The 9,835-nt window shown below is 71.8% G+C and carries 8 protein-coding genes; 5 read left to right on the plus strand and 3 right to left on the minus strand.

Going from position 1 to position 9,835, the window contains the following annotated elements; genetic code table 11:
- Positions 1-35 precede the first annotated feature (35 nt).
- From HF519_RS27690 to mobF, 3 genes are all read left to right on the plus strand, one after another.
- Positions 36-425 carry a hypothetical protein gene (locus HF519_RS27690; RefSeq protein ID WP_169415935.1) on the plus strand — a complete coding sequence of 130 codons (390 nt, stop codon included), beginning with the start codon at positions 36-38 and terminating at the stop codon, positions 423-425.
- A gap of 11 nt (positions 426-436) precedes the next feature.
- Positions 437-1,369, plus strand: a complete 933-nt coding sequence (locus HF519_RS27695) for a hypothetical protein (protein ID WP_169415936.1) — start codon at positions 437-439, stop codon at positions 1,367-1,369.
- 241 nt (positions 1,370-1,610) lie between these two features.
- Positions 1,611-6,044, plus strand: a complete 4,434-nt coding sequence (gene mobF, locus HF519_RS27700) for a MobF family relaxase (RefSeq protein WP_312860394.1) — start codon at positions 1,611-1,613, stop codon at positions 6,042-6,044.
- 33 nt (positions 6,045-6,077) lie between these two features.
- Here the strand turns inward: mobF and HF519_RS27705 are convergent, their stop codons facing one another.
- On the minus strand, positions 6,078-6,515 hold the full coding sequence (locus HF519_RS27705) for a hypothetical protein (protein ID WP_169415938.1): 438 nt from the start codon (positions 6,513-6,515) through the stop codon (positions 6,078-6,080).
- Between the two features lie 657 nt (positions 6,516-7,172).
- On the opposite strand from HF519_RS27705, the gene HF519_RS32615 reads away from it, so the two are divergent.
- Positions 7,173-7,271 (plus strand): excalibur calcium-binding domain-containing protein, encoded by a 99-nt coding sequence (locus tag HF519_RS32615; RefSeq protein WP_438826453.1) that lies wholly within the window; start codon positions 7,173-7,175, stop codon positions 7,269-7,271.
- Between the two features lie 5 nt (positions 7,272-7,276).
- On the opposite strand, the gene HF519_RS27715 is transcribed toward HF519_RS32615, so the two are convergent.
- Positions 7,277-7,867 carry a hypothetical protein gene (locus HF519_RS27715; protein ID WP_169415940.1) on the minus strand — a complete coding sequence of 197 codons (591 nt, stop codon included), beginning with the start codon at positions 7,865-7,867 and terminating at the stop codon, positions 7,277-7,279.
- 104 nt (positions 7,868-7,971) lie between these two features.
- Complete coding sequence (locus HF519_RS27720; protein WP_169415941.1) at positions 7,972-8,250, minus strand: hypothetical protein; 279 nt, start codon at positions 8,248-8,250, stop codon at positions 7,972-7,974.
- A 591-nt stretch (positions 8,251-8,841) separates the two neighbouring features.
- On the opposite strand from HF519_RS27720, the gene HF519_RS27725 reads away from it, so the two are divergent.
- On the plus strand, positions 8,842-9,483 hold the full coding sequence (locus tag HF519_RS27725) for a SprT family zinc-dependent metalloprotease (protein ID WP_211170678.1): 642 nt from the start codon (positions 8,842-8,844) through the stop codon (positions 9,481-9,483).
- The last annotated feature ends 352 nt before the right edge of the window (positions 9,484-9,835 follow it).

The raw sequence follows: 9,835 nt of genomic DNA on the forward strand, positions 1-9,835 counted from the left end.
CCCCGCAACCCCAACCCCTCGGAAGGCGCCCGACCGTGACCACCCCCGAAAACCGCAAGCCCAGCCGGCCGGGTTGGCGGGTCGAGCCCGACGTCGGCGCCGTCGAGGCCCAGCTCTGGCCCTGGATCACCGCCGCCGGCGACGTCGAGGTCCCGCTCCTGGGCAGCGAGGAGTGGAAGGCCGCCGACCCGGGCACGCAGCGCGCCGCGGTCGCGGTGTTCGTGCTCGCCTGCCTGGTCGAGCGCGACCCGCTCGTGATCGCCGCCCGCCTCGCCGCCGAGATCGCCACCGCCCGCACCGTGCGATGCGCCGCGGCCCGCCAGGCATCCCACGCGATCGCCGCCGCCGCGGACTGGTCGGCCGTCGCGGACCGGCTCGTGCAGCGCGACCGCGATGGCGACCCGACCCGGACGGGTCCCCGATGAGCGCGCGACCGATGAACGGGCCGACCGGCACGCCGCGGCTGGTGCTGTGGCTGCCCGGGCTCCTGGTCGCGCTCGGCGCCGCCGCGGCGACCGCGCACGGCCTCTACGAGGTCGCCGTCGCCGCCCGCGTCCCCGCCGCGATCGCGTGGATCTACCCGCTGATCACCGACGGCCTCGCCGTCGTCGCCTACACCGCCACCGCGCGGCTGTCCGGGTCCGCGCGCCGCTACGCCTGGTCGGTCGTCGTGCTGTCGGCCGGCCTGTCCGGGCTCGCGCAAGCGGTGTTCCTCGCCACCGACCCGGCCACGGCACCGGCGCTGGCGGCGGGTGCTGTCGAGGTTGCGGCCGGCCTGACCGTCCCGGCCGCGATGCGGTTCGGCATCGGCGCCTGGCCCGCGATCGCGGCCGCGCTGGCCGCGCACCTGCTTCACCTCCTCGCCACCGACCACACCCCCGACCGCCTCACAGACCGGGACGGCGAGTCCGGCGCCCAGACCGCGGACCTGCCCGAGCGCGTCCACGCGGCCGCCGACGCCGCCCTCATCACCGCCCGTTCAACGGCGGCCGTTCAAACCGCGGCGTTCAACGGCGCAGGCGTTCAAGCCGACGCCCTGACCGCACCCCTGCCGATCCTCCCGGCGAGCGTTCAGCCCCAGCCCGGGCCCGCGGCGCCCGCACCCAGCGAGCGTCCGGTGAACGGCCCGGTTGGACGGCCCGCTGCGCGGGCCGGCGAGGCCCCCGCGCGTGAACGCGCGCAGGCCGCCGCCGCCCGACTCACCGCCCGAAACGGCACCCTGCCGACCGTCTCCGAACTCGAAGCCGAAGCCCGGGTCTCCCGCGGCACCGCCGCGACCGTCCTCAAGGCCCTGCGCGAGCACCCCGCGCCCATCGCGGCGGCCACGACCGACTCGACTACCACCGCCCAGGAGGCGATCCAGCGATGACCACGACCCGCCAGCAGCAGCCGATCAGCCAGCACCAGATCACCGACCAGCACACCACTCAGCAACACGACACCGATACCGACGAACAGCTCAGAACAGACACAGCCAAGACCAAGACCAAGCGATCACACCTTTGCATCACGATCCGAGGGTCCGTTCCGGCCTGCGGCCGCCCGGGAACTACACCCACCCGAGTTGATCTGGATAGGAGCGTTCTGACGGCCGGGGCGGGGTGGTTTTCGTGCTGAGGATCAGCAACGGCTACTCCCCGGAGTACCTGTTGAAGGAGGTCGCGACCGGCCGGGAGAATTACTACACCGGCGCGGTCGCCGAGGGGGAGCCCCCGGGGCGCTGGTGGGGCGCCGGAGCGGAGAAGCTCGGCTTGAGGGGCCTGGTCGAGGCTGCGGATATGCGGGCGGTCTACGAGCGGTTCCTCGACCCTCGCTGCGAGGGGTTCAACGACCCGGACCGGTGGGACGGGTTGGACACGTTGGGGCAGACCGGTCGGGCGTACAAGTCGGAGGCCGAGTTGTACGCCGAGGCGATTGAACGCGAGCCTGGAGCGTCCCCTGAACGGCGGGCTGAACTCCGTACGGAGGCGGGCAAGAACGCCCGGCGGAACGTGGCGTTTTACGACGCCACGTTCAGTGTTCAAAAGTCGGTGACGCTACTGCATACGGCGTTCGAGGCGAAGGAGGTCGCCGCCCGTACGGCGGGCGATACCGAGTCGGCGGAGGCGTGGGGTCGATTCCGGGTGGCGGTGGAGGATGCGATCTGGGCGGGCAACAACGCCGGCCTGACCTATCTGCAGGACAAGGCCGGCTACACCCGGGTCGGGCACCACGGCGGCGCCGCCGGGCGCCACGCCGACGCCCACGAGTGGACGGTCGCGAGCTTCTTCCAGCACGACTCCCGGGAGCGGGACCCGCAGCTCCACATCCACAACACCATCCTCAACCGGGTCGAGGGCCCCGACGGGAAATGGCTCACCGTGGACGGGCGCAGCCTGCACCGCTGGCGCACCGCGGGGGCCGCGGTCGCCGAGCGGACGACGGAGGAGCGGATCACCGCCACCCTCGGCATGCTGTTGGCTACCCGCCCGGACGGGAAGGCCCGCGAGGTCGTCGGCGTCTCCGCCGAAGCCATGGACCTGATCTCCACCCGACGCCGCAAGCTCACCGTCAAGGCCGCGGAGCTGGTCGCGGACTTCGAGGCGAAGTACGGGCGGTCCCCGACGAGCTACGAGCGCGAGCGGATCCACCAGGCCGCAACCCTGGTGACGCGGAAGGCGAAGTCGCACGACGGGGAGACCCGCGCGCAGCTGCTGGAGCGCATCGACTCCCGGATCCGCTCTGACATCAGCGGCGGCCTGGCCGGGGTCGCCGACGCCGCCCTGGCCGCCCGCACCGGGGAGGCGACGGCGCAGGCATGGTCGCCGACCGCAGTGATAGAGACCGCGCTCGCGGACGTGCAGTCCCGTAAGGCGGCCTGGACCCGCGCGGACCTCACCGCCGCGATCAACACGGCGCTGCCGGACTACCTGGGCACCACCGACGGCGTCGATGTCGCCCGGTTGCTCGACGGGCTCACTGAGCAGGCGCTGCGGTCGGCGACCCCGCTCGACGCGGCCCGGCCCGCGGTCGAGGCGCTCCCGGTGGCGCTGCGCCTGGCCAACGGTGAGTCGGCGTATCAGCAGCCCGGGGCGCAGCTCTACGCCACACCTGACCACGTGCGCACCGAGCGCTACCTCGTCGCGGCGGCCGCGCACGGCGACGCCGCCACCCTCGCGGCGCCGCAGGTCGACCGGTTCCTGACCGGGCTGGCCGAGCAGGGTATCGAGCTCGGCGTCGACCAGGCCGCGGCCGTGCGCGGCGTGCTCACCTCCGGCGCCCGGATCGAAACCCTGGTCGGCCCGGCCGGGACCGGGAAGTCCTTCGTCGTCGGCGCCGTGGCCAAGGCCTGGTCGGACCCCGAACTGTCGGGCGGCCCGGTCCGACGGGTGTTCGGACTGGCCACCTCCCAGGTCGCGACCAACGTTCTCGCGGGGGAGGGCCTGCGGGCGCGGAACGTGTCCCGATGGCTCGCCACGCAGGAGCGCCTCGCCGCACCGGTCGCCGAAGTGTCCGCCCAGACCTCGGCGCAGGATGAGGATGCGACGTGGCGGCTGCACGCCGGGGACCTGGTGGTGGTCGACGAGTCCGCGATGACCGACACCACCGCCCTCGCCGCCATCCACAGTTTTGTGGACGCCGCGGGGGCGAAGCTGCTGCTGGTCGGGGACCACAAGCAGCTGGCCGCGGTCGGCGCTGGCGGCGGCATGGACCTGCTCGCCAGCTCCGGGGCCCGCTACGAGCTCGCGGACGCGCGCCGGTTCACCGCCGAGTGGGAGCGGTCTGCGTCGCTGCGGCTGCGCGCTGGGGACGAGGCGGTGTTGCGGGACTATCACCAGCAGGGCCGGCTGCTGGATTCCGGCACTGCCGGGCAGGCGGAGGAGTCCGCCGCGCGGGCCTGGCTCGCGGACACTCTCGCGGGGCAGCGTTCGCTGCTGCTGGTCGACACCAACGAGCAGGCCGCCCGCCTCTCGTCGGAGCTGCGGGCCGAGCTGGTCCGCCTCGGCCGCGTGCAGGAGACCGGGGTGCGGCTTGGGCTCGACGGCACTACCGCCGGGGTCGGGGATGTGGTGCAGGCGCGTCGCAACGGCTGGCACCTCGCCGGGGTCGAGGGTAACCGGCGTGGACCGATCAACCGCGAGACCTACCGCGTAACTGCCGTTCGCGAGGACGGTTCGCTCGAGGTGACCCCCATGATCGCGCCGGCCGTGGACGCGGTTGCCGGGATGGCGCCGGAGCGGATTGTGCTGCCCGCCGACTACGTCGCCTCTGATCTCGCGCTCGGCTACGCCACGACCGTGCACGCCGCCCAGGGCGCCACCGTTGACACCGCGCACGCGGTCGTCACCGGGCGGACCGGGCCGGCCGCGCTCTACGTGAGCATGTCCCGCGGGCGGGAGTCCAACACCGCCCACGTCACCACCGTCTCCGTAGTCGAGGACTCCGCGGACGGGCGGGAGGACCAGACGATCCACCGCGACCCGATCGCCGCCCTCTCCAGGTTGCTGGACCCCGACGATGCCCTCGGGTCCACGTCCGCGCTGGCCACCGCGACTGAGTCGAGCCGGGAGACCGAGGCGGTCCGGACCCCGGCCGAGCTGCTCGCCGACGCCTCGCAGTTGGCGGCGACGGACCGGACGGCGACCTGGCTCGACGAGCTGACCGCCGACGGCACCCTGTCGTTCATCGAGCGGGCCCGGATCGCCGCTGAGGACGGCGCGGCCTCGCTGACCCGCGTGCTGCGGCGGGCGGAGCTGGCCGGGCGCGACGCCCGCCAAACCCTGGTCGACGCCGTTGCCGGGCGGCCGTTGTCAGGGGCGCGGAACGTCACCAACGTCGTCTACTCCCGCATCAACGAGCGGGACCGGTTCGACCCTGAGGGCAAGTCCTGGGCCGACTGGACCCCGGCCGTAGCGGATCCGGAGTGGCAGGCGTACCTCGATCGCCTCGCCGCGGCCGCTGATCAACGCGTCGCCGCTCTCGGTGTGCAGGCGGCTGACGAGCAGCCCGCGTGGGCCGTGGAGGCCTTCGGCGAGGTGCCGGAGGACCCGACGGAACGGGCGAGCTGGCAGGAGAAGGCCGCCACGGTCGCCGCGTATCGGGAGCTTCGTGGACATGACAGCGACGATCCCGCTGACCTGCTCGGCCCGGCCCCGGCGCCCGGGCAGACCGAGGCGTTCGCCGCGTACCGGGCGGCGTGGCGCACTCTCGGGCGCCCCGATATCGACCGGGAGGAGATGGAGTTGTCCGATGGGCAGCTCTACGTGCGGATGCGTGCGGCTGCGCGGGAGGAGGCGTGGGGGCCCCGCTACGTCGGCAACGAGCTCGCGGGGACCCGCCAGGCCGCCGAGTCGCAACGCCGGACCGTTGCGCTGCGCACCGCCGAGGCCGCCGCGGCATCCGACCCCGGGGAGCGGGGACGGCTGGAGCAGGAGGCCGTCGACGCGGCCGCCCTTGCGGCGGTGCTCGACGAGCAGTCGGCCAAGTTGCAGGAGATCGACGATGCCCGCGCGGTCTGGCTCGCCCACACCGCCATGACCCGTGTGAAGGGCGAACGATCTAAGGCGGAGCTGTCGATCCGCCACGCCGACGAGGACCCGGAGCCGCAGGTGACCGCGGAGGAGTGGATCGCCGCGGACAAGGCCTCCCGGCTGGAGGACGATGCCCACCGCGGCATCACCGAGGCTGACCTCTATGACGCCGACCGGCATGACACTCATAACGACGGCGACGCCGCCACCGACGAGGAGGGCTTCGACACCGCCAGGATCGAGGACGATCAGGTAGAGGTGCTCGTCGAGCCGGACGTGCGGGAGATCGCCGCACAGGAACCTGCGCAGGTCGACGAGGACGTCGTGCGGGTCCCGTCCGCCGACGAGACCAGCGTCGCGCTCGATGACGCCCGCCGGGTGCTCGCCGAGGTCACCGCCCGTCAGGTGCTCGACGAGGGACAGGACACCGAACAGCGCGCCGCGGAACTGGTGCGCTGGCACACCGACGACCACCCCGCCGAGCACGGCATCGAGGAAGACCGCAGGGTCGGCGACGAGTACGCCGACGCCTAAACCCCGCTGCTGTCGACGGGCGCCGCGAGCAGATCAGCTCGCGGCGCCCACTGCTGTCGTCGGATCCACGACTGGCCGGGGCCCGTTGCGCCGCCACACCCATCTCAACACCGCCTGGACCGCCTCCACGTAGCCCGGCCGCTCGGCGTAGCGGCGTGTAGCCGGATCCTTCGCTGCGAGGATCTCCGCAGCGACGTACTCGGCCTCGATCAGCTCCTCATACGCCACCGGTGTCCCACCGGTGATCGGCCGCAGCGCCAGGGAGCGCTGCCCGTTGACGTCGGTGGTCGAGCACGCCACCCACCGGCACGTGATCACCAAACCTCCCGCGCGCCACGACTGGCGACCGTCCGCCGTCTGCGCCGCGGAGTACGCCTCTGCTTCGCGCCAAAACTCCCCGAACACCTCCCGCGACAACCGCAGGTTCCGCGCCGGAATCCCAGCGATGTCCCGGTCCGTCACCGTCTTCATGCACAAATAGTTGCACGGCATACCGACAATTCCACTGGTTGATAAAGGCAGGGACTTATCCCGGAATTTGACAGCGACCTGTCAATCGGTTCATTTCTGCCGACCGGAACGATCTTCAAAGGGTCGGCACGGGTACAGGCGGTAGTGGAGGTTTACGTCGCGCACGACCGACCCTCGGCGCTCGGGTAACGAACGAGCCGCGGGCGGCGAGCAAGAACACGCTCCCGCCTTGATCAACACCCGGAAGGTTGTTCGCACGTGCTCGTTCTCCACCCGGGCACGACGTCGCGCAGTACTCGAGCCCGGGGCGGAGCAGCATGAGCCCAGCCCAGAAGGGCAACCCCGTCGCGGGATGCGGTTGCCTGGTCGTCCTCGTCCTGATCTTCGGTGGGCTTATCCGCGCGTGCAGCGGTAGCAATGACGAACCCGCAACCCTGTCGCGCCCGGCAACCACAACTACTGCTACGACGACGTGGCGCGCACCCGACACGGTCAGTGAGACACCACCAACGGCCACCACGACCACGACGAGGCCGCAAGGAACTCCGAAGCCGCGGCCAAACCCCCAGCCTGATCCCGACCCGAACCGCAATCCAACCGGACAACTACGCGCACCACCGAGGATGAGCCGCGGTGTACTACGCGACCTGTGCCGCGGTGCGAGCTGCAGGGGCTGCGCCCATCCACGCCGGTGACCCCGGCTACCGCAGGGCTCTGGACCGCGACGGTGACGGCGTCGGATGTGCTGGGGACTGACTCGATCACAAGTGCCGTGGGTCGTCATCGAGACCGTCGAGTTCCTCGACGAGCCGATCGGTGCTGTCCTCGGCAACGCCGGGAACTGCCCCAAGGGCGGTGAGGGTATTGCCGTGGCGGGTTGCGGCGAGCAGACGACGCCGCGAGACGTCGTCGCTGTCCGCGCCAGCCTCGGTGATGATCTGTCCGGCGCGGGCGCAGAGTTCGACCGCGATTTGGTGACTCAGACGAATCCCTCGCATGGAGGCAGGCGAGACCGCGCGGAGCGCGGCGAGAAGCCCGTCCTCACGGTTAGCTCGGTAGATCGAGCGGAGGAATCCGACAGTCTGGGTATGGGCCAGACGCTCCTTCGCCGCGTGGTGAGCTGCAGCGGTACGCGCATGGTCGGCGTCGAGGCGCTCCAGCAGGAACCGGGCGTAGCTGTCGCGCCAGGCCTGCGTCCGCGGCAGATACCGCGGCTCGTCAGCGCTACCCACGTTGAGCAGCGCAGGCCCTGGGTCGCGCTCGTAGAGCACACAGTTCGCGGCGAGCGACCAGGCCGTCAGCGCGTCCGCCAGATCCTGCGGCATCTTCTCGTCGAGACCGTCGTCCTGCATGCCTTGGACGGTAGCCAGCCGACGCGGCCGCCGAGGGCGTTTGACGAAACAGGCGACCCCAACAGGTCGCCGCACAGTCCATCGATACGTGTATCGAGCGGCGGTCAACTGGTGCGGGTGTTGGGGTCCATCGACTCCCGCAGGGCGTCCGCGAGCCCACGAACAGCGCGGCGGATCCCGAGAGGGATCGCCCGGCCGTTGTTCAGCTCGATCGCAGCACCGTGGAGCAGGTTGCTGAGGTTCATGGCGACCTCGCGGTCGCCGATCACCTCATCGCGGTAGTCGACCAGCAGCTCCGCAATGATCGAGTACGCGCGCGCCTCCGCGGCGACGTCTGCGCTCAGCGGTGGCCGTTCACGGTCGTAGCGGCTCGAACCACCCATGACGACACCCTCCAGCGGTCGGCGGACCAGGCCCGCGCGGGGCCGCCGACCTTCCCCGTCGCCGGCCGCCGCGCGGGAGACCGACGATAGCCCAGATCGAACAGTAGTTCGACTCGTGAGGGTGGGGCGTCACCACGAGCCGGTCCGAGTGGATCTGAGCCAGGCGCCCGGCTGCCGCAGCAATGCGGTGCAGGTCTGCGCTCACGGCCGCGCGGGCCGTGAAACAGATGGTGGACGCCCTGCGGGCGGGGCCTGCCGGCCCTTGGCTTAGCACGGCCGACCTCCCGGTCAAGGGTGCTCCGCTTCGCTGCGCATCGCCTTCGGCGACGACCTCCGGTCGCCCTGGACCGCGAGCCTCCACGGCCGCGCTGAGTCGCCTTACGGCGGCGGGGGAAACAACTCCCCGCCACCCCAAGGGGACGGGCCAGCAGACCCACGGAGGCACTGATGACCAGCAGCGCGGGCGCCGGAAACGAGAAGGGAACCGGGATTGACGCGCACGCGTCAACGGCAGGGATCAGCGCGCCGATGGTCGCCGTTTTGGAGGGGGCGTGGGCGGCGATCCGGTCTCGGCACCCGGAGGTTCCGGCGGTGGTGTTGATCGTGGGCGCGGGTTCGGGGTCGGGTGCTCTGCGGTTGGGGCATTTCGCGGCGATGCGCTGGAGCACCCCGGCCCAGTCCGAGACGGCCGACGGCGCGGCAGCGGCGGAGCGGCTGCCGGAGGTGTTCGTCGGCGGCGAGGGCCTGGCCCGAGGTCCGGCGGAGGTGCTGGCCACGTTGTTGCACGAGGCGGCGCACGCGCTCGCGCACGTCCGCGGGGTCAAGGACACGTCCCGTCAGGGGCGTTGGCACAACGCGCGCTTCAAGGCGTTGGCCGAGGAGTTAGGGATCGAGGTCACCAAGGACGCGAAGATCGGGTGGTCCCCGACCAGCATCCCCACTGCCACGCGGGAGGCGTACGCGTCGACGATCGAGGAGCTGGGGGCGGCGTTGCGGTTGATCCGGGCGGTGGAGGTCTCGGGGGAGGGGCGCAAGTCGAAGCCGGCCCCGTCGGCGGTGTGTGGGTGCGACCGCAAGATTCGGGTCTCCAAGAGTGTTCTGGCGGCGGGTCCGATCCTGTGTGGGGCGTGCGGGACCAAGTTCGCCATCGCCGACGCCGCCATCGACGAGGGGAACGGGGCCGGCGACGGCGAGGGGCTTGACGGGGCTGCCGAGGCGCAGGATGCGGCGTGAGCGCGGGGTTGGGGGTGGATCCGGTGCCGTATCTGGCGCGGGCGGCGGTGGACTAGTTGTCGTTGTGGACCTTCCACCGCTGCGGCTTGGCCGCCGGGATCTAGGCACTCGGGGCTAGGGCGTGTCTCAATCGCCACCACCGCTCTCGGCGCCCACGCCGCCCCGGCGGCGTTGCCGGGAACGATGCGGATCACCGGGCTCGGCGGCGCAATTCAGGCGACACGCCCTAGTAGGGCTTTGTTAGGTCGGGTCTGGGTAGGGGCGTTTGCAGGTGTGGCAGGCGCCGGTCCAGAGGCCGAGGAGGGTCTGGAGTTCGCGGAGGACGGCGTAGAGGGTCAGGCCGGCGCAGGGG

The sequence above is a fragment of the Pseudonocardia bannensis genome (assembly GCF_012911875.1).
Classification (GTDB): Bacteria; Actinomycetota; Actinomycetes; order Mycobacteriales; family Pseudonocardiaceae; genus Pseudonocardia; species Pseudonocardia bannensis.